The 19,294-nt window shown below is 69.0% G+C and carries 14 protein-coding genes; 5 read left to right on the plus strand and 9 right to left on the minus strand.

Features of this window, described 5'->3' with window-relative positions:
- Together QTI33_RS18870 and QTI33_RS18875 are read right to left on the minus strand one after the other, a co-directional pair.
- The coding region (locus tag QTI33_RS18870; protein ID WP_286507757.1) for a malectin domain-containing carbohydrate-binding protein at nucleotides 1-2,871 on the minus strand (2,871 nt) is incomplete at its 3' end.
- A gap of 338 nt (nucleotides 2,872-3,209) precedes the next feature.
- Complete coding sequence (locus QTI33_RS18875) at nucleotides 3,210-3,446, minus strand: hypothetical protein (protein ID WP_286507758.1); 237 nt, start codon at nucleotides 3,444-3,446, stop codon at nucleotides 3,210-3,212.
- Between the two features lie 427 nt (nucleotides 3,447-3,873).
- Here QTI33_RS18875 and QTI33_RS18880 point away from each other — a divergent pair, with 427 nt between their 5' ends.
- Both QTI33_RS18880 and QTI33_RS18885 read left to right on the plus strand, forming a co-directional pair.
- Nucleotides 3,874-5,376 carry an ATPase domain-containing protein gene (locus tag QTI33_RS18880; RefSeq protein ID WP_286507760.1) on the plus strand — a complete coding sequence of 501 codons (1,503 nt, stop codon included), beginning with the start codon at nucleotides 3,874-3,876 and terminating at the stop codon, nucleotides 5,374-5,376.
- Nucleotides 5,369-7,096, plus strand: a complete 1,728-nt coding sequence (locus QTI33_RS18885; protein WP_286507761.1) for a response regulator — start codon at nucleotides 5,369-5,371, stop codon at nucleotides 7,094-7,096. The genes QTI33_RS18880 and QTI33_RS18885 overlap by 8 nt, the downstream gene beginning before the upstream one ends.
- Before the next feature lie 10 nt (nucleotides 7,097-7,106).
- Here QTI33_RS18885 and QTI33_RS18890 read toward each other — a convergent pair whose 3' ends face one another.
- The 5 genes from QTI33_RS18890 to QTI33_RS18910 all read right to left on the minus strand — a co-directional run bounded on the left by QTI33_RS18890 (nucleotide 7,107) and on the right by QTI33_RS18910 (nucleotide 13,743).
- Complete coding sequence (locus QTI33_RS18890) at nucleotides 7,107-7,622, minus strand: hypothetical protein (RefSeq protein ID WP_286507762.1); 516 nt, start codon at nucleotides 7,620-7,622, stop codon at nucleotides 7,107-7,109.
- Between the two features lie 14 nt (nucleotides 7,623-7,636).
- On the minus strand, nucleotides 7,637-8,890 hold the full coding sequence (pgaC, locus tag QTI33_RS18895) for a poly-beta-1,6-N-acetyl-D-glucosamine synthase (protein ID WP_286507763.1): 1,254 nt from the start codon (nucleotides 8,888-8,890) through the stop codon (nucleotides 7,637-7,639).
- An 18-nt stretch (nucleotides 8,891-8,908) separates the two neighbouring features.
- Nucleotides 8,909-10,726: a poly-beta-1,6-N-acetyl-D-glucosamine N-deacetylase PgaB gene (gene pgaB / locus QTI33_RS18900; RefSeq protein WP_286507764.1), complete on the minus strand. Its 1,818-nt coding sequence runs from the start codon at nucleotides 10,724-10,726 to the stop codon at nucleotides 8,909-8,911.
- Nucleotides 10,723-12,813, minus strand: coding sequence for a poly-beta-1,6 N-acetyl-D-glucosamine export porin PgaA (gene pgaA / locus QTI33_RS18905; protein WP_286507765.1), 2,091 nt, complete (start codon nucleotides 12,811-12,813; stop codon nucleotides 10,723-10,725). The genes pgaB and pgaA overlap by 4 nt, the downstream gene beginning before the upstream one ends.
- A gap of 387 nt (nucleotides 12,814-13,200) precedes the next feature.
- Nucleotides 13,201-13,743 carry a DUF3237 domain-containing protein gene (locus tag QTI33_RS18910; protein WP_286507766.1) on the minus strand — a complete coding sequence of 181 codons (543 nt, stop codon included), beginning with the start codon at nucleotides 13,741-13,743 and terminating at the stop codon, nucleotides 13,201-13,203.
- A 253-nt stretch (nucleotides 13,744-13,996) separates the two neighbouring features.
- Between QTI33_RS18910 and QTI33_RS18915 the strand changes: the two genes are divergently transcribed.
- Together QTI33_RS18915 and yccS are read left to right on the plus strand one after the other, a co-directional pair.
- Complete coding sequence (locus tag QTI33_RS18915) at nucleotides 13,997-15,442, plus strand: sensor domain-containing diguanylate cyclase (protein WP_286507767.1); 1,446 nt, start codon at nucleotides 13,997-13,999, stop codon at nucleotides 15,440-15,442.
- 73 nt (nucleotides 15,443-15,515) lie between these two features.
- On the plus strand, nucleotides 15,516-17,729 hold the full coding sequence (yccS, locus tag QTI33_RS18920; protein ID WP_444814863.1) for a YccS family putative transporter: 2,214 nt from the start codon (nucleotides 15,516-15,518) through the stop codon (nucleotides 17,727-17,729).
- On the opposite strand, the gene QTI33_RS18925 is transcribed toward yccS, so the two are convergent.
- Both QTI33_RS18925 and QTI33_RS18930 read right to left on the minus strand, forming a co-directional pair.
- A complete protein-coding gene (locus QTI33_RS18925) occupies nucleotides 17,721-18,290 on the minus strand; it encodes a nucleoside 2-deoxyribosyltransferase (RefSeq protein WP_286507770.1) in 570 nt (189 codons plus the stop codon). The two genes, yccS and QTI33_RS18925, sit on opposite strands and share 9 nt — an antisense overlap.
- Nucleotides 18,287-18,877 (minus strand): hypothetical protein, encoded by a 591-nt coding sequence (locus QTI33_RS18930; protein ID WP_286507771.1) that lies wholly within the window; start codon nucleotides 18,875-18,877, stop codon nucleotides 18,287-18,289. Before QTI33_RS18930 ends, QTI33_RS18925 begins: the two co-directional genes overlap by 4 nt.
- Nucleotides 18,878-18,990: 113 nt before the next feature.
- On the opposite strand from QTI33_RS18930, the gene QTI33_RS18935 reads away from it, so the two are divergent.
- A complete protein-coding gene (locus QTI33_RS18935; protein ID WP_286507772.1) occupies nucleotides 18,991-19,266 on the plus strand; it encodes a DUF2164 domain-containing protein in 276 nt (91 codons plus the stop codon).
- Nucleotides 19,267-19,294: the final 28 nt, after the last annotated feature.

The raw sequence follows: 19,294 nt of genomic DNA on the forward strand, positions 1-19,294 counted from the left end.
TGGCCCGGACGTGCTGTACACGGCGAAGGCATTGAGCTTGGCGTTCTCGACGTTGCCCGGCGAGGAACTGCCCGGTCCGACCTGGATCGACAGCGAGCCGTCGTTCACCGTCACCTGCTGGCTGAGGGTGTAAGCGGCGTTGGCGCCGACCTGGGCGTAGATGTCGATGTTCTGCAGCGCAGCCACCGCCTGGCCCTCCACCGACATGTCGAAGACGCGCTGACCGGGGCCGGTGATGCCGCCATAGATTTCGGCCAGCAGCAGGTCGACCTGGTACGTGCCGTTCCCCACCGGCACTTCATAGGTATAGCTGCCGCCCGGCGTCCACCGCTCGTTCTGATACAGCGCATCGTCGGTCGTGCCGGCGATGCCGGCGGCCGTGGAGAACACCTGGCTGGCCGCGCCGCCGGTGGTCGGGCCGGCATCGGCCTGGAACACCACGCCGCTGCTCGTCGTCACCTGGCCGCCGCCGACGTTCACCGCCGTGATGAGCTGGGCGGTGGGCCCTGTCGAGGTGATGAGGATGTCGTCGAACGATGCCTGGAAGGTGTTCTGGCTGCCCTCACCGGTGTTGCTCGACCACAGGCCGACGGCGAGGCCGCTGTCCTTGCCCTGCACCGCGTAATCGCCGTTGATCGCGGTCAGGATCGAGGTGCCGGCGAGATTGATGGCGTTGCCGGTCACCTTCACCGGCCCGCTGCTGCCCGCATAGGTCACCGACGGCGTGGCCTGCGACGTCGCGCGATTGACCAGGAGCTCGAAGACCAGGCTGCTGTCGGCAGGCGCTGTCCCGACGCCCGGCGCGTTCAGGGGCTGCGAGGCGACGATGGCGCCGTTGCTCTCGAGCTGGAACAGCATGCCGTTGGGCCCGGCCACGACCTTGAGGAAACCGGACTGGTCGCCGGTGCCGATGAAACCGCCGATCTCGCGCACCGTCGGCGCTGCGGGCAGTCCGGGGAACGGATTGATCGCCGTCCACTTCACGTTGAAGGTCTGTACGTCCGGTGCCAGCGCCACGCCGGTCTGGAACACGAACTCGCCGGTGTTGGCGCTGCCGCTCGCCGTGCCCGTCGATACTTCCTCGACCACGACGAGGCCACCGCCGGCGGCGGTGCCGATCTTCACGTTGGTGAGATCGAGGCCCCCCTCGGCGACGGGCGCCACGAAATCGCGTGTGCCGTTGGTCATGTGGCCGGTGAGGCCGAGGAACAGCCCGTCGGGGCCGGGCGCGCTGTTGCCGGCGCCGAACTGAAAGTTCCAGTTCAGGCTGGCGTTGCTCGCCAGGAACGTGCCCAAGCCGTTGGCGGCGTCGGCCTGGAAGGGGTCGACGGTATTGAGCAGGCCGTCGTCGTCCATGTCCGGATCGTTCGGGGATGCCTGGTCGCTCGGTGTCACGGCCAGGATCTGGCCGGCGCCGATCTGGGCGACCCAGATGGAGCCACCTGGCCCCTGGACCACGTCGAGCGGCGTGCCGCCGAGTGTCGCGAGTGTCGTGATGCCCTGCACGGTGACGCCGTCCGGCGCCACCTGGATCAGCTTGAGCGTGCCGTCGAACGACGCGGTGATCAACGCGCCCTGGATCGCGCCGTTGAAGCTGCTCGCCGTGTACTCCATCAGGCCATTGGTCGAGCTACCGAACTGCGCCAGCGATTGCTGCCCGGCGGTGAACTGGCCCTCCTGGGCAAGCCGCGGGGCCGAGGAGGTGAACTTGGAAGGGTCGATCACGAAGCCCGGCGCGATCTGCACGCCGGACGGCACAGCCGCTGCGGCATTGGGGATCGTGGCGATGACCTGCGGCTGGGATCCGTTGGCATAGGACAGGACGGAGCCGGTCTGGTTGCCACGCGTCGGATCCGGATGGCCGTAGTAGTTGCCGTCGGCCAGCAGGTAGAGAGAGTCGGGACTGCCGGTGCCGCCGTTGTTGAACTGGTTGGTCGGCTTGCCGTTGGCATCGAGGATGGGCGCGCCGCCGAGACCCTGGTTGCCGCCGTTGTCGATGGTGAAGAGCTTGCCCGACTGGGTCAGAACCACGTCGTAGGCGTTGCGCAGGCCGGTGGCAAAGATGCGCAGCGGCGCATCGGCCGGCAGGATCGCCTGATTGAGGCCGTCATTGCCGCCGAACGGTCCGCCCACATCCAGGCCGCCCGCAGTCTCGTTACCCGTCGTGCCATTGTTGGATACCGTCGGGTCGTCGAGCGTGGGCAGGTCGTATTTGTAGACGCTGGTGACGCCGGGCGCGTAGGTGAAGACCTTGTTGGGAATGGCCTCGAGTGCCACGAGGTCGATCTCGAGCACGGCCGCGGCCAGCGCATACTCCGGCGTGTTGGAGAAGAAACTCGAAGGCGCGCCGTTGTTGGTGTTGCCGCCCTGCGCCAGGTAGAGCTTGGTGCCGTCGGCGCTCAGCACCATGCCGTTGGGCGAGTGGTTCTCCTCCGAACGCGGCAGGCCGCGAATCAAATCGACCTTGGTCCAGCTGGCGCCGTTCCAGGTCAGCTTGGAAAGGATGCCGGAGTTGGTGTCGAGATTGAGATCGCCGGACTCGGCGATGCGCGGATCGCTCGAGGTGACGTAGATCACGGGATTGGCGGCGGTTCCCGCCACCTGGATGCCAGTGACCTGCCGATCGGTCAACGAGGTGTTGAGCGACCCGTCGTCGTTGTGATTGGGGATGCTCTTGACGAGGCTGAGCGTCTGCGCCTGGACTGCCGACCACTGGCCGGGCACCGGCTGGGTGACATCGTAGATTCGGATGAGGCCGTCCTGCTGGGCGACATAGAGCCGGCCGTCGGGTCCGAACTGCAAGCTGGTCGGATTGGCAAGCCCGTTGGTTGGTCCGGATATTACAGTTTGAGTAGCGAAAGAGACTGCCATTTCGGCCTCCTTGACACCAACAGACAAACATGCGGGCGGGGCGAGGCTCGATCTGGACAAGGTGATAGCGTTGCTGCAAGCACGCGGCCGGCAGTCGCCCGCCTCCAGGGCCCAGTTCACCGGTCAACGTCCCGTTACCGGCGCGTGGCCCACTCCTTCAAGTCGAGCCGAAAAATCTGCACATCCCGAACTGATCGTAGCAGAGCATCTATCGACTTTTGCTGTTTTTTACAGGCGACGAGCCGCGATCCATGATATTCGCCGTCCACGGATGGCGCTGATTCTCCCTATCGCGCTCACGGCCTTGCTTTCGTCTGCGGCCAACAGCCGCCCGCCAGCTAGCGCTTGCCAGGCAGCGCGGCGAGATGTTCGACATAGAGCGCCGCCACCGCGGCGGACCACGCGTCGATCGCCTGGCGGCGCATCCTTGGCGCCTCCCGGCCGCGCGGCGGCACGGGTGTGTCGCCGCCTGGGCAGGCATTGCCTTCGGATGCCGGCGGGCGCGCGGATGGGAAATCGGGAACGGTCGTGCCCGCCCTGCGAAGGATGGCTTCCTTTTGGTCGATGGTGAGCATGTCCAATCTCCTGCTGGTGCCCTGCCTTCCCCGGGGACATGGCATCGGAAGGCTGCTCCTGCAGCGCTTCACCAGCCCATCCATCCGCACGAAGGTGTCTCGGCATGCTGGCATTGAAAGGCAAGTCGCGCATGCGCAGGGTGCGCGGCCATCGTCGACGCGTGTCGGTCCGTGCAACGCACGGCTGCAGGCGGAGGGCCCGCGGCCCGCTGGCCGTGCGACTGCACGGGTCGATTCCCTGCCATGGCGGCCGGCGTCGAGGCGTCCGTCGGCCCTGACAAGCGGCCTCCGTTGATCTGCCTGCACGTACATGGCGCTGGGAACTGCACCTACATCCGGGCGGGCGCTGCGACCCTCGGCGTGGATTCACCGCTCCAGTAAATTTGGCGCTCCCCTTCTTCGCTTCATCCCCTTCGGAATCGCTGCCATGCCAGGCCCATCGAAAGCACTCGGACTCCCAAAAGGGGAGCCCACGGGTATCCCGGGCCTCGACGAGGTCACGGCCGGCGGATTGCCCGCTGGCCACTTGTATCTTGTCGAAGGCACGCCCGGCGCGGGCAAGACGACCCTGGGACTGCAATTCCTGCTCCAGGGACGCGCACTGGGCCAGAAGGGCCTGTATGTCACTCTGTCCGAAACCTCCGAGGAACTGGCGCAGGGAGCGCTGTCTCACGGTTGGGATCTCGAGCATGTCGAGATCTTTGATCTGGTCAGCGACGAGGGACTGAGCGCCGAGGCCGAACAGAGCATCCTTCAGCCCTCCGACTTCGAGTTGGGAGAGACGATCCGCGGCGTCATGGCGCTGGTGGAGCGGGTGCGCCCGCAGCGCGTGGTGTTCGACAGCCTGTCCGAATTGCGGCTTCTTTCGCAGAACCCGCTGCGCTACCGCCGCCAGATCCTGGCGCTCAAACGGTTCTTCCTGACGCACCATTGCACGGTGCTCATGCTGGACGACAAGTCGGCCGCTACCGGCGACATGCACCTGCACAGCATCGCGCACGGCGTGATCCAGCTGGAGCAGAACACCGGTACCTACGGCCCTGACAAGCGTCGGCTGCGGGTCGTCAAGTTGCGCGGCGTCGGGTTTCGCGAAGGCGAGCACGACTTCAGCCTGGACCGCGGCGGGCTGCGGGTCTATACACGGCTCGTGGCCAGCGAGCACGGCCGCACGCATGCCAGCGAGCCAGTGAGTTCCGGCAACCCGGATCTGGACCGGCTGTTGGGGGGCGGCCTGACCCCCGGATCCAACCTGCTGTTTGCGGGCCCGGCCGGCGTGGGCAAGACGACGACCGCGGTGAGCTGTGCCCGCGCCAGCATGCAGCGCGGCGGAAAGGCCGGCTTCTTCCTGTTCGACGAAGGCATCAAGACCCTGTTGACGCGCTCGCGTGCCCTGGGGCTGGACCTCGAAGACTCCATCGCCGCTGGACAGCTGTTCCTGCATGCGATCGATCCCGCCGAAATCTCGGCCGGCCAGTTCTCACATCGCGTACGGGACGCCGTGGAGCGGCAAGGCGTCACCACCGTGGTCATCGATACGCTCAATGCCTACCTGGTCGCGATGCCCGGAAGCAACTTCCTCATGCTGCAGATGCATGAGCTGCTCACCTATCTCAACCTGCAGGGCGTGACCACCATTCTGGTTCTCTCCCAACACGGCATCGCCGGCGACGCGCCCAACGATGTGGATCTGAGCTATCTGAGCGATTCCATGCTCCAGTTCCGCTATTTCGAGGCCCGCGGACAGCTCTTGAAGGCCGTGTCGGTGGTCAAGAGCAGGACCAGCGCGCATGCAACGACGATCCATCAGTTCCGTCTTGGCGAGGGTGGCCTCGAGATCGGCGAGGCGCTCACGGACTTCGAAGGCGTCATGGCGGGCCTCCCGCGCTATCGGGGGCGGACGGTTCTGCTCGGCGACGCCGACGATGCTTGATCACGTGGAAAATCGCGTCCTCGTCCTGGCGCCTTTCGGGCGCGACGCGCGGGTCATCAGCGACGTCCTCGGCGCGCGCAAGGTCGACGTCCATGTCTGCCAGGATGGCCAGGCGCTGGTTCGAGAGATCCGCAAGGATTCCGCCGCGACGATCGTCACCGAAGAGTCGCTCGACGACGGCATCGTCGACGCCCTGCGAGAACTGCTCGCACACCAGCCTGCATGGTCCGACTACCCGTTCGTCGTGCTTGCGGCGCGGCAGACCGTCCGTCGATCGGACCGTGCCCGGGCGGCCTTGCAAGGCCTCAGCAATCTCGTGCTCCTGGAGCGTCCCGTCAATGCCGACACATTGGCGAGTGCGGCGCAGTCGGCACTGCGCGCACGCCAGCGCCAGTATCTGACGCGCAAGCATCTGGTCGAACTGCAGGCGTCGAAGCTGAGCGTCGAGCGGGCCAATGACGCCCTGGAATCGCGCATCGCCGAGCGAACTGCCGATCTCGCCAGTGCCAACGATCGGTTGATGCGCGAGATGCTCGAGCGCGAACGGGTCGAGAACTCCCTGGTCCAGAACCAGAAGATGGAAGCGTTGGGGCGCCTGACCGGCGGTATCGCCCACGACTTCAACAATCTCCTCCATGTCGTCAACCTGAACCTGCAGTTGATCGAACGCTTGAAGGTCAGCGAGGACCGCGTACGCGACTACGCGCGGCGAGCCAAGGAAGCCGTGGATCGGGGGTCGCGGCTGACGGGGCAGCTGCTCTCGTTCGCGCGCACCCAGAGTCTCGTGCCCAAGCTGCACAACGTCAACGCGCTGATCAGCAACATGGGGGAACTGATCTCGATCTCGGTCGGTGCGCATGTCAAGCTCGCGCTGGTGCTGTGTCCGGAGCCCGCCCATGTCGTCGTCGACGCGGCGCAGATGGAAATGGCGATCCTCAACCTGTCCGTCAATGCGCGTGACGCCATGCCCCAGGGCGGCATTCTCGAGATCCACACGGCGATCGTGCACGGGTACGCCGAGGGTGCTCCCGAGGGTCGCGCCTTTCCACGCGGATCCGTCGATGTCGCGGTGCGAGACACCGGGACGGGAATCGCGGCGAATCTGCTGGACAAGGTCTTCGACCCTTTCTTCACGACCAAGCAGCACGCGGGCACCGGACTGGGCCTGAGCCAGGTCTACGGCTTCACGCGACAGTCGGGCGGGGATGCAGTCGTCGAAAGCACGGTCGGCGAAGGCACGGCAGTCAAGCTGCGCTTTCCTCTGGCGCCTGAACCGCGGGGCGACGAGGCGGGCGAGGTCGTTGCCGGATCTGCCGCCGCCGCCACGGTGCCAGCGGAGATTCTCGTCGTCGAGGACGACCCCGGCGTGCGTCGCAGCATGGTCGAGTCGCTGCAGGTGCTCGGCTTCCGCGTCCGGCAGGCGGCGGATGGCGAGACAGGACTGATCGAACTGAAGAAGGCCAGGCCGGACCTGCTGCTGGTCGACTACCTGATGCCGCGCATGAATGGGGCCGAGTTGATCGCGCGCGCACAGGCAATGTACAACGACATTCCGGTCCTGCTCGCCACGGGCTACGCGGACATGAACGCCGTGGAGCGTCTCATCGGCCCGCAGTCGGTGTTGGCCAAGCCGTTCGATCTCGACACCTTGGGGAAGGCAGTGTCTGCGGAACTGAGTCGCCGGAGCTCGCCTCGCCAGCAGCCGGCCCGTGACGGCTGAACAGGCGACATCAGTCGCGGCCTGTCGCCGCCGCACCGAGCACCCGCCCATGCATGTCGTAGTCCACGCGGAGACAGCGCGCTCCGCGCCACAGCGGCTGCTCCGAGAGCGCCACCCCGGCAGCCGCGAACTGCGCGTCGGGCAGCAGCGGCGGAACTTCCCGATCTCGACCGGGCTGCTGCCGCAGGCGGCGTCCTTGGCACAGGCCCGCCAGACCCAACCAGGCCATGAGGCCCGCCGCCAGCCACAGATAGGGACCCAGGTCGACGGCGAGTGGGACCTGGATCATCTTTTCGAGACAGGTTCCCGCCGTCGGGCTCAGCCATCCAATGCCGGCGACGACGGGCTCTCTCAGGAACCAGAGATAGATGATCCAGGCCAGCGAGGTCATGGCCAGGTCGCGCAGGCGCATCCACCACTGCGTGCGCGCGCGCAGGATTCGCGGCGGCCAATCGGGCGGCGGGGCGAGTTCCGGCGCCGTGGCATCGTCGCCCCCTTCTGGCGCGGCTAGCGTCTTCTGCTTCATGGAATGCTCCCGCGTCAGCGCAGGCCGCGGTCGGGACTGACCCAGGTTCCGCGCATGCTGCCGATGTGAAGAATGGCACGCGGCAGGCCCACGATCGATGTCGCCGCCTGTGCGGCCCAGAACACCAACGGATACCAGACCACCCAGAACAGCGAACGGAACATGCCGCGTTCGAAGCGCTCATCGATCCACGCACTCGTCAAGGCTTGCGCCAGATAGGTCAACGCCAGCACCTGGCCCCAGCCGCGAGGCAAGGGGCCGAGGGCGGGCCATAAATGCGGCAGGTCGACGTCCCAGCGGGTCAGCAGGGGCCCCACGCCCCAGGCCAGCACGCCCAGCGCGATGGCGTAGGCCCAGACGATCGCCACGATGTAGTTGAGCCACACCGGAAGCATGCGCGGCTGCGCCAGCAGTCTCGGGAGGACTTTCAGCATCACCGTCGCGCCCCCTTCGGCCCAGCGCAGGCGCTGGCGCCAGAGTCCACGGAAGGTCTCCGGCATCAGGATCCAGCACAGGGCCTTGGGCTCGAAGGCCAGCCGCCAGCCCGCGAGCTGCAGCCGCCAGCTCACATCCACATCGTCGGTCAGGGCTTCGCGGGACCACCAGCCCGCGTCCTGCAAGGCCCGCTTCCGGAAGGCACAGATGACGCCGGAAACCGTGAACAGCGATCCGTACACGGTCTGGGCGCGCTTGATGAGGCCGACGATGGACGAAAATTCGCCGACCTGCAGCCGTCCGAGCAGCGTCGCATGGTTGCGCACCCGCGGATTGCCGGTCAGCCCGCCGATGCCTTCGTCGGTCTGGAAGCGGCGCACCAGCCAGGTCAGCGCGTGCGGATCGAGCAAGGCATCGGCGTCGATGCACACCAGCAACTCGTGCCTGGCGGCCAGGGCTCCGGCATTGAGCGCCGTGGACTTGCCCTGGTTGCTCGCCAGCCGCACGACGCGCAGCGCCGGCAGCTGGGCAGTCAACGCCTCGAGCCAGGCCCCGGTCCGGTCGGTGGAGCCGTCGTCGATCGCGATGATCTCGAAGTCCGGGTAGTCGACGCGCGACAGGGCCCCGAAGGTCTCGGCCAGTTGGCGCTCTTCGTTGTGGCAGGGCACCAGCACCGACACGCCCGGATAGGACGGGAGCGGCGGCGGATGCTCCGGCCGCGGCTCGTGGCGCCCGCGCAAGCCGACGTAGAGCAAGCCACCGCTGATCCAGAACAAGGCCATCACGAAGGGATAGCCGAAGCAGAAGGCGGCGATGAGTTCGTTGAAGTTCATGGAAGTCGACTCCGCGCTTCAACGTCGCACCGGAAAGGTCGAAGCCGAAACGCCCGGTGCGAGCACCTCCGCCTGCGGCCGGTCCGTGACAGGGTCGTCGGGGCACCAGCCCAGCGAAACGCCGCCGCGGCGCTGGAAATCGGCGGCGCTGCGGGCGAGCCGACCTGCGTCGGGCGGCGCCGAAGCCGTGAACCATCTCAGGAGCCTCGGGTCGACCGGTGCCAAGCGGTCGTCGGCGACCCGGTCGTCCAGGGCGGTAGGCACCAGGCTGATCTCTGCCAGCGGGTGCGGCACGGCGGCCGCGCGCGGCGGCGCGAGCCACAGCAGATCCAGTCCGGGCCGGGCTGCGTCCAGGGTTGCGAACGCTCGCCATCCCAGCGCGTCGGGTGTGTCGCCGCGTCCGAGCGTTTCGAGCATCGGCTGGCGCCGTTCGCGCACCACCCAGGCGGACCCGCTCAGTGGAATGTCTGCGCGGTGCACGGAGCGCGGCGATGGAGCGTCGAAGCGCATCGATGCCGCCGGTGCCTCGGCGTCCTCGAGCAGCCAACCGTCCAGCGGCACCCTGGCGCCCAGGTCTCGATAGAGACGCAGCACGCGCGCGTCGTCGCCCAGCGCGGCGAGCGCCTGCCTGTGAGGCAGGCGGGCATAGACCTTCACGCCGGCACGCGTGTTCATCTGCCATGCCACGCGCGAGAGCCAATCGCCCGCCAAGGGAAGTTCGGGGGTGGGAAACCAGGCGGCGGTGATTCGCCCCTGCGCGTCGTGGCGTACCGCGTCGACCACCAGGCCGGTCACGCCCAGCGCCCGCACGCGCTCGATCGCGTGCCCCAGGCGTTCGTTGCTGCTGGCCTCCTCTCCAGCCCAGAGGGCGGCCGGGTCGAGGCAGACCAGGCGATCCACCCGCCTTTCGTTCGGATCGGGCTCCAGACCCTGCGCCAGATCCGCGAGCGGCGGGTTGAACGTCGGCAGGAAGCGGGCCAGCCTGAAGGGCCTGTCCGATCGAGAGGGTCCCTGGTCGAGCACCAACGCAAAGTCGAAGCCCAGGTCGCGGGCCGCCTGCGTGCCGATGGCGTCGTAGCGCCCGTAGGGCCACACCAGCGCGCGCGGTGCGCTGCCCAGCTCTCGCTGCAGCGTGGCGCGCCCGCTCGCGAGGTCGGCGCGCACGGCCGCCGCGAAGTCGGCTTCGCTCTGGTAGCCCATGCCGGGCGTGTAGCGGCGCGTCACCGCCGCCGGCATGGTGTTGCCCTGCGGGTTGCCGACGACTTCGGCGTGCAGCGCCTGGCTGTGCAGCGCGAATTCGATCAGTCCCGAGCGCTGCATCTCGCGCGCCTGGTCCCAGGTGATGAAGCGCTCGCGCGGCACCGATTGCCCGCCATAGCGCACCATCGATCCTGCGGGGGGCTCCATCCAGCTGCCCACCAGTGCCGCGACGATCGGGTAGCCGTAGGCCAGGGCCAGTGGATAGACCCGGGTGTACAGGCTGCGGTAGCCGTCGTCGAAGGTGATCAGCACGGCCTTCGCGGGCAACGCCTTCTCGCCGCGGCCCGCGCGTGCGATGTCGTCGAGGGAAACCGCGCGCCAGCCACTGCCGCGCAACCAGTCGAAGAAGCTCACCAGGCGATCCGCGGTGATCGCGTCATCGTCGAGATCGCCTTGGGCGTCCACCACATCATGAAGGCCGATCGTTGCGAAGGTCGTCGTCACTGCGGACGAGGGCGAGGGCTGCGCCTGCTGCGCAAACGCGGGCCGTGCGGCCGTGCAGAGGATCACCAAGGCCATCGCCAGCGCGCGTGCCCCGGCGCGGATGGCTTGGCGTGAGGGATGGATCGCGTTCATCTTCCAAACCTGTGCTCGAGCTTCAGGTAGCCGTTGAGCGTGCGTTCGCGCTGGCCGTTGTACACATTGCTGGCCCATTCGATGCCCCAGGTCAGTTCGGTCCAGGGGTCGTGGCGCCAGGTCTGCTCGTAGGCGGCGCCGCCCACCGTGCGTGCCCCGAACGCGCGTTGGTCGAACATGCCCACTGTCAGTCGCAGCCGCTGCAGCAGCACGCGCTCGTAGACACGCCACATCACATGCTGCACCTGCGCCTCGATGGAAGGCAGCCACGACTCCTTCGGATTGAAATACGGCGTGACCGCCAGGCTGTTGCGCTGCCATTCGAGGCGCGGCTTGAGCAGGACGTCGAGGTGCGGGCGGTCGAGCAGCGAGAGGGCGCCGTCGATCGTCACCTGCTCGCGCCGGTTGCCGTCGCTGAAGTCCATGAACTGCGCTTTCAGGCCCGCCTCGGTCGATTCGTTCCAGGCGTAGCGCAGTCCGCCGCGCACTGCGTCGGCGGTGATGCCGTGGAAGTCCGCGCGCAAGGGGGCGTCCGGTGAATGCTTCGCGGCGTCCGCGAGGAAGGTCCAATGATCGGTGGGCTGCCACTGGGCGGCAAGCGAGCCGCCCGAGGTGTTGAGCGAGCCCGTCTGGGACCATGCCAGTGCATCGAGTCGCCAGTCGGGCCACAGTGCCTGTGCGCCGCCGCCGAACCGATGACGCTTGGCGCGGCCTTCCTCGAGGGAGTCGGAACTGCTGTCGGCCAGGCCGATCAGCCGCCAGACGCCCGCGAAGGTCGATGACTCGACCTGGAGGCTGGCCTCGCCGCCATTGCCCGGCCCTTGAAGCGCCTGGTTGTCCGCGTGCCTGCCGCCCAGCGCGAAGCGCACGCTGGGGCCGATGGCGGCATCGAGTTCCCGCCGCACCTGCTGCACGCGTGGCAGGTCGGCGCCTTGTTCCAGCAGCGGTGCCAAGCGCTCGTCGGCGCGCAGCAGACGATGCCGACGCGTGTCCGAATCCACCTGCTGCACCCGAAGGCCGAAATCCTCCGGTGCGAGGGCCGCGGCGCTGTCGATGCCATCCTCGGCCCGGCGCGGCCAACCTTGCTGGGCCGCAATGTCGGACGCCTGCGCGCGCAGCCAGGGAAGGGCCGGCGCCCCGCGCTCCAGCGGCTCGATGCGCGTCCACGCCGCGGCCGGCATGTCGGCGTAGCTGTGGATGGCGGCGTCGAAGGCCTTCGCTTCCAGCCAGGCGTCGTTCTCGCGCGGCGTCTGCCGTTCGCCTGCACGACGCCACGGGGGTCCTGCGGCGGCCAGCAGGGCGTCGACCGTGCCGAAGGCGGCGCCGAAGTCCTCGCTCTCCGACTCCGCATAGGCGCGTCCCATCATGAGGGACCGCCATGCCACGTCGTCGTCCGCCTGCTGCGACGGCGGCAGGCGCCGCAGGGCTTCCTCGTACGCGCTGCGCGCCTGCGCAGGGCGGCGCAACGCGAGCAGCGCGTCCGCGTCGGCCTGCAGGACATAGGCAGGGGGGGAATCTCCCGCCGCGCGCAGCGCGCTCACCTGGTCCACAGCCTCCTGCCAGCGCTCGCGGTGGCGCAGCGCCACCGCACGGTCGCGCTGCAACCGGGTGACGAGACCCGGGTCTGGGGGAGTTGCCGTGCGTGCCTCCATCAGCAATTCGTCCAGGCCGGCGAGTGCCGCATCCACCGGGTCGAAGCGCCGCCGCGGATCCGGCGACGGCGGCGGGAGCTCGATCGCCCAGCGCAGGCGCTGGCCGGCCACGCGGCTGCGCACGCCCGGGTCGGCGCGGTCGCCCAAGACCTGCGCTGCGGCGCTCGGGGCGCCCAGCTCCACCAGCACATCGGCCAGGGCCTGGGCGACCTCGGCGTTGTCGGGTTGCAGGCGCCGGGCCTGCGCGATGGCGCCGAGGGCCGCGTAGCGATCGCCGGCGCGCAGCAAGGCGCGGCCACGCTCGAGCAGCACCCTGGCGTCGACCGCTGCGTCGGGTGGCTTGCCAGCGGCCGACGAGGGCTGACCCGCTGCGATGCCGCACGCCACCATGCCGGCCAAGCCGATGGACCTCCAGCGCCGCAAGCCGGTCGTCACACCGGCTGCGAGCGGACGGGTCCAAGGGCAACGCATGGCTGCAAGCGGCAGGAATATCCGGGGGCGCATCCAGGCGCTGCCGAACGGGACGTGGCAGACCGGGCCGGTCGGACCGTACGCCACGCCGAGGCCCATGTGGAGCCCGTGCTTTCGGGCGCTCTCGCGGGGCAGGCCGAAGCCGCCTGTCGTCTGTTCCGACGCGGATGCGGATCGGGTGCAGCCTGGGCTTGCCATGCCGGCGACCACGCTTCCAACATGCGGGGATGTCCGAGAATGTGGCGCTCCTCAGTTCAGTGACGGGACCCCTGGGAGCCTATACGTGGCAGGGAAACCAGTCAAACCCGAACCGCGCCATGGCGACCGCTGCTCGCGACCCACAGGGCCGGCTCAGACCACCTTGTAGACCCTTATCACGACCGCCTCGCGCTGCGGGCGAAGGCTGTTCAGCGTGCCCACGTACACGAAGTCGTTGAGCCAGCCGTAGCGGCCTTCTGGCGCGACGATCTCCAGGGTCGAGAACACGTACGGCGGCGCATCCTTGGGCCGGCGCGAGAGCACCCGGTTGCGCACCGAGATGACGACGCCGTCCTCGGTCTTCAATTCATAGACCGCGTCCAGATTCCTGGCACCGTCGCGGCGCAGCAGCTGCCGGTCGGCGCCGCCGGCCATGACCGTTCCGCGCAGGCCAGGCCCTTCGAAGCTGCCGCCGACGATCGGCACCATGAAGCGCTCGCCGAAGGGCGAGGCGCCCAAGGTCAGCGCCGGCGAGAGGTCGACGATCGCCTCGTAGACGAACTCGGTGCGCGGCAGCACCATGGGGATGGTCGGGGTCGTCGGCGTGGCGGGGGCGTCGGCCGCGAGGGCAGGGCCCGCGGCGGTGGCGCAGGCCAGGCCGGCAAGCAGCATGCCGCGGCGGGAAGTCGGGTGCATCGAGGTCTCCATGGGCTGTGTCCTGGCCTCATTATGATTATTCAATATAACTAAACAAGAAGGACTTGCCGCTTTCTTCCAGGGGTTATCCCTGGCCGAAGGCGTCGACCAGGGCCGGCGGCGCGATCCGTGGTTTTCTCGCGCCTTCCGTGCGGTACTGCCGCTGGCGCGACCGGCGCGGCTGAAGGGCGCGGCGGCTTCGGTGGACAATGGACGGTCCGACTCCGCCACCGTCCCCAGGAAGCCAGCAGCCATGTCCGCGTCTACCGACCTCGAGTCGATGTTCGATCTGTCGCCCGTCTCTCTCTGGCTCGAGGACTACAGCGGGCTCAAGGACCTGTTCGACCAATGGCGGCTGGCCGGCGTCACCGACCTGGCCGCGCACCTGGCGGCCGACCCGGAGCGCATCCGCGACTGCATGGCCCGCTACAAGGTCCTGCGGGTCAACCAGCACACGCTGACGCTGTTCGGCGCGCGCAGCCAGGACGCGCTGCTGGCCGCCCTCGACCAGGTGTTCCGCGACGACATGGCGGACTGCGTCATGCACGAACTCGAACAGCTCTGGCAAGGTGCGCTGAGCGTGGAGAACCAGACGGTCAACTACACGCTCGACGGCCGCCGCCTGGACGTGCAGGTTCGCCTGCGCATCCTGCCCGGCCACGAGGACCGCTGGGACCGGGTGCTGGTGTCGCTCGACGACATCACGGCCCGCGTCGCCGCCTATCGCGAGCGCACCGAGGCCGAGCGCTACGCCCGGGGTCTCTTCAACCATTCGCCGGTCTCGCTCTGGGTCGAGGATTTCAGCGCCGTGAAGAAGCTGCTCGACGAGATCCGGCAGCGCGGCATCACCGATTTCACGACCTTCATCAAGGTGCACCCGGAATTCGTCACCCGCTGCATGCAGGAGATCCGCGTGATCGACGTCAATCGCGAGACCCTGCGCATGTTCGGCGCCGCCGACACCGCCGACCTGCTGCGCAACATCCCCAAGGTGTTTCGCGACGAGATGCAGGACTCGTTCGCCGACCAGCTGCAGGACCTGTGGAACCACAAGACCTCCCAGCAGCGCGAAGTCGTGAACTACTCGCTCGGTGGCGACCCGATCAACATTCACATGCAGTTCACCGTGCTGCAGCACCACCTGCAGAGCTGGGACCTGGTGCTGGTGTCGCTGGTCGACATCACGGCGCGCAAGAAGGCCGAGGCCTACCTCGAATACCTCGGCCGCCACGATGTGCTGACGCAGCTGTGCAACCGCGCCTTCTACACCGAGGAGCTGCACCGGCTGGCGCGCAAGGGCCCGTGGCCGGTGTCGGTCGTCGCGATCGACCTCAACGGTCTCAAGCGCGTCAACGACGAGGACGGCCACGCCGCGGGCGATGCCTTGCTGCGGCGGGTCGGCGAGGTGCTGACCCAGGCGGTCGATGCGCCCGGCTGGCCGGCGCGCATCGGCGGCGACGAGTTCGCCGTGCTGCTGCCGGCCACCGACGAGCGCGGCGTCGCCGCGATGCGCGACCGCATCGTCTCGCTGCTCGACCTCAACAACCAGTTCCACGCCGGGCAGAGCGGCCATGTGGTGCACCTGGCGATCGGCGTGGCGACCTGTGCCTCCGGCGACCAGCTGGAGGCGGCACTGCAGCGGGCCGACCGGGCCATGTACGAGGACAAGGCGCGCCACTACGCAGGCACCGTCGCATAGGCCCTCGTCGGCGGCGGCCGGTTTTCGCTGCGGCAAGCGCAGGGTCATGGCACGCATCGTGCAAAGCGGTGGCATGCTCGCATTCGTGATCGAGACTTTCCCGCAACAGCTGCGCCGATGGGGCGCCGGCCAGGCGCAGGCCCTGCGGGTGCTGCTCACCCTCGGAAGCCTGATGGCGGTGTGCGGCGCCAGCGGCCGGACGGACGCCGTCACGCCGCTGTTCCTGGGCGCCATCGCGAGCGCGCTGGCCGAGACCGACGACAGCGCGCGGGGACGCTACCGGGCCCAGGTGCTGACGCTGATCTGCTTCGCGGGGGCGGCTTTCGCGGTGTCGGCCCTGATCGACCGTCCGGCGCTCTTCATCGCCGGCCTCGCGCTCGCCGCCTTCTGGCTCACGATGCTCGGTGCGGTGGAGGCGCGCTACAAGGCGATCGCCTACGCCACCCTGATCCTGGCGATGTACACCACCCTCGGCATCGGCAACCATCCGCTTGCCGGCCCGGACGAGCGCCTGCGCGAGCTCCTGCTGCTGCTCGCGGGCGCTGCCTGGTACGGTGTCTTCTCGGTCGCCTGGTGCCTGGCCTTTCCGGCCCAGCCGGTGCAGGCGCGGCTGACCCGGTTGTACGAGGTGCTCGGCCACTACGTGCGCTTCAAGGCCTCGCTGTTCGAGCCGCTGCGCGGCATCGACATCGAGCGCAAGCGGCTGTCGCTGGCGCAGCTCAATGCCGACGTGGTGGCCGAGCTCAACGCCGCCAAGGAAAGCATCTTCCGCCGCATCGGCGCGCGGGCGCCGACCGGCCGGATCGCGCGCTACCGCGGCCTGTACCTGATCGCCCAGGACGTGCACGAGCGCGCCAGCTCGTCCCACGACGACTACAACGCGCTGGCCGACGCCTTCTTCCACAGCGACCTGCTCTACCGCTGCCAGCGCGTGCTGCACCTGGAGGGCGAGGCCTGCCAGCAACTGGCGCAGTCGATCGACCGGCGCGAGCCCTTCGTGGCCGACACCGCCACGGTGCAGGCACTGGCCGAACTGCGCAGCGCGATCGCGCACGAGCGCTCGCACGCGCGCGAGCCGGCGCGGCAAGCCCTGCTGGCGTCGATCGAGGCGCTGGCGCACAACCTGGAGCGTCTCGACGGCCAGCTGGCCGGCGCCAGCGAGCCGGCCGCGCGGGCCGGGCGCACCGACATGGGCTTGCTCGACCGCTCGCCGCGCTCCTGGCGCGATGCGGCCGAGCGCGTGCGGCGCCAGCTGTCGCCGCGCTCGCCCCTGTTCCGGCATGCGCTGCGGCTGGCGGTCGCGCTCGCGGCAGGCTACGGCGTGATGTGGCTCATCCATCCGGCCCAGGGCTACTGGATCCTGCTGACGACGCTGTTCGTCTGCCAGCAGACCTGGGGCGACACCGTGTCGCGCATGGGCCAGCGCATGGCGGGGACGGCGGTCGGCGTGGTGGCCGGCTGGGCGCTGCTCGACCTGTTCCCGCAGCACCTGGTGCAGGCCCTGCTGGCGGTGGCGGCCGGCGTGCTCTTTTTCGCCACCCGCAGCGCGCGCTACCTGCTGGCGACCGCCTGCATGACGGTGCTGGTGCTGATGTGCTTCAACCAGGTCGGCGACGGCGGCGTGCTGATCGTGCCGCGGCTGGTCGACACCGCCATCGGCAGCCTGATCGCCGGGCTGGCGATGGTGCTGGTGCTGCCGCACTGGCAGGGCCGGCGCTTCAACGAACTGGCGGCCGCGGCGATGCGCAACCAGGCGCTCTATCTGCGCGAGATCGCCGAGCAGTACCGTGCCGGCGCGCGCGACGACCTGCCCTACCGGCTGGCCCGGCGCAATGCCCACAACGCCGATGCGGCGCTGGCCGTGGCGGTGTCCGAGATGTTCCGCGAGCCGGCGCTGGTGCGGCCGCGCGCCGGCGTCGCGCTGCGCTTCCTGATCCAGTCGCACACCCTGCTGAGCTACCTTTCGGCGCTCGGCGCCCACCGGGTCGCCCTGCGCAGCCCGGCGCTGGCGGTCGCGACACGCGGTGCGGCGGAAGGCGCGGCCCTGGCGCTGGAGGAACTGGCGGCCGATGTCGAGCGCGGGTCGGCGGAAGCGATCGAGGCCGCCACCGCCCCGGCGGACGAGCGCCCGGCACTGGCCGGCCTGCTGGCCTCCGATGGCGAGGGCGGCGACGCCGCGGTGCAGCTGATCCGGACCGAGCTGTCCCTGATCGGCCAGCAGATCGAGGCGCTGCGCGGCCATGCCCTGCAGTGGCTGCGGCCGGCGCCGGTCGAAGTCTCAGAGTGAAGGGGCGGCGGCGCCCAGCCTGCTGGCCAGCCGCTCGAGCGCCTGCGCGGCGGTCGGTGCCAGCTCGATCGACCGCGACAGCATGAGGTTGAGCGGCTGCCCGAGCCCCTCGACCACCGTCCCGGTGGCGGCTTCCGTGACCACCCCGGCCGCATCGCGGCGGCAGGCGACTGCGGCCTGCACGCGGTCCGCGTAGCTGCCTGGCGGCACGGCGTAGCCGACCACCGGCAGGCCGAGCGCGACCGCGAAGCCGACCTCGAAGACGGTGCCGGCGTCGGGCTCCTGGCCGCGAAAGCTCGCCAGGTTGGCGATCACGCCGTCGGCCGTGCGGATCAGCGCGACATTGCCCTCGTAGATGGCTTGCGCCCGGGCATCGTCGCCGGCCGCGGCGGCCAAGGCCAGCGCAGCGTCGGTCGGCGCGACGCCGGCCAGGCCCAGGCGCGCGGCATGCGCCTTCAGCAAAGCGAAGATGCGGTCGCGGTCCGGCAGGAAGACGTCGGGCCCGGCGAGGTAGATGCGGGGGAGAGGGTGATCCGGGTCGCCTTGGCGCGGGGAGGTCATGGCGCCGCGCGGTCGGCCCGCGCCGGCTGGCCAGGCCTGGGCCGCCCCAGGATGTCGGCGCGCAGGTCGTTGTAGCGCGAGACGAAATTGACCAGCACGCTGGCGGTCCAGGCGAAGGCGAAGATGCCCGAGATCCCGATGATCGGCGGCACGATGCGCCAGGCGCGCGGCAGCGAGAAAGGCTCGCCGAGCGCGGTGTAGCAGTTGGCCGCGAAGTAGGCCGCGGTCGACCAGTCGGCAACGATGTCGCCGAAGATCAGCGCCGCCGACCAGACCACCACCTCGGCCAGGTGCAGCGCCAGCAGCATCATCACCGTCACGGTGAACAGCAGGTCGGCGCGCCAGAGCGAGGCCCGGACGTGCAGGGCGCCGGTGTGCTTGAGGAAGGCGCTCGTGATGACGCGGATCCAGAAGGCATGGAACATGATCACGAAGACCAGCACCGCGCCGCCGAACATGATGTCGGGCAGGGGCAGCGCCTGGGTCAGGGCGTTCTCGACCAGGCTGGGCCGCAGGCTCTGCAGGTCGCTGGCGGCCGTTGACATGACGCTGGGCAACGAGTCGGTGTCGAATTTCGAATCAGCCATGTTCCGGGGTCCCGATCGGGTGGTGACGGTTGGAGGCTGGGCAGCTTACGCCGATCCGCGGAGCGGGCAGAATCAGCGCGAGACCCGCCCCCGAAATCTGGAGACCGCGCACCATGACCATCGAACTCGGCAAGGAAGCCCGCAAGGAGGCCATCGCCTCCATCGAGCGGTATTTCCGGGAGAACATGGAGGAGCCGATCGGCAACATCGCCGCCGGCGCACTGCTCGGCTTCTTCGTCGAAGAAGTCGGGCCGCTGATCTACAACCAGGCCGTGTCCGAGGTCCAGGAGCGGCTCCAGGCCAGGATCTCCGAGCTGGACATCGAAATCCACGAGGACGAGTTCCAGTACTGGCGCAAGTACGAGCGCAAGGCGCGCGAGCGGAAGTGACGCGGGACGGCGCCGGCGAGCCGGACAC

This window comes from Variovorax davisae, assembly GCF_030316845.1.
Lineage (GTDB): Bacteria > Pseudomonadota > Gammaproteobacteria > Burkholderiales > Burkholderiaceae_C > Variovorax > Variovorax davisae.